2 pseudogenes are annotated in these 522 nt (G+C 40.2%); one reads left to right on the forward strand and one right to left on the reverse strand.

Annotated elements, in window-relative coordinates:
- Window positions 1-84 (reverse strand): annotated as a pseudogene (locus BCT81_RS03095) (16S rRNA (guanine(966)-N(2))-methyltransferase RsmD); the annotation flags it as partial.
- Window positions 85-314: 230 nt separating this feature from the next.
- Between BCT81_RS03095 and BCT81_RS03100 the strand changes: the two are divergent.
- Window positions 315-522 (forward strand): annotated as a pseudogene (locus BCT81_RS03100) (signal recognition particle-docking protein FtsY); the annotation flags it as partial.

Raw genomic sequence — 522 nt, forward strand, 5'->3', positions numbered from 1 at the left:
ACCTCTCCATGAACCACTAATAATTCGAACAAAGCCACCGGAAGGCTTTTTTTGTGATGTGTTTTGCTGGCGACGTCTTACCATAGATTTTTTGACCGCTAATAAAGTGATACTATACCGAGCCCAATTTAAGTTGGTTCGAGTATTAAATAAATTTGCAATGACAAAGTGTATCAAGCTAAAAGCAAACTTATCACTGCTTTGTCATTTTTCTTTACTATTCGTTTGTACAAGCTTGTATTGTATAACAATAGCAAAGAGTCGACGTGCATTAAGCCAATACAGCTAATTAGTAGATCTAGGAAACTCCTCTGATGACGGAAAAAAAGAAGCGCGGATTATTATCGTGGCTTGGTTTTGGTGAAGAAGAACAAAGCCCAAAAACTCAGAATGAAGCGAACGTAGAAAACGTTGAAGATCAAACTGAAGTTGAATCACAAGTCGAGGCTGAACCAGTCGCGCCTGAAGCGGAAGCCGCTCAGTCAGTAGAATCTCAGCCTGATGAGTCAGAGCAAACTCTGG

Origin of the sequence: Vibrio sp. 10N.261.52.A1 (assembly GCF_002876325.1) — a bacterium.
Classification (GTDB): Bacteria; Pseudomonadota; Gammaproteobacteria; order Enterobacterales; family Vibrionaceae; genus Vibrio; species Vibrio chagasii.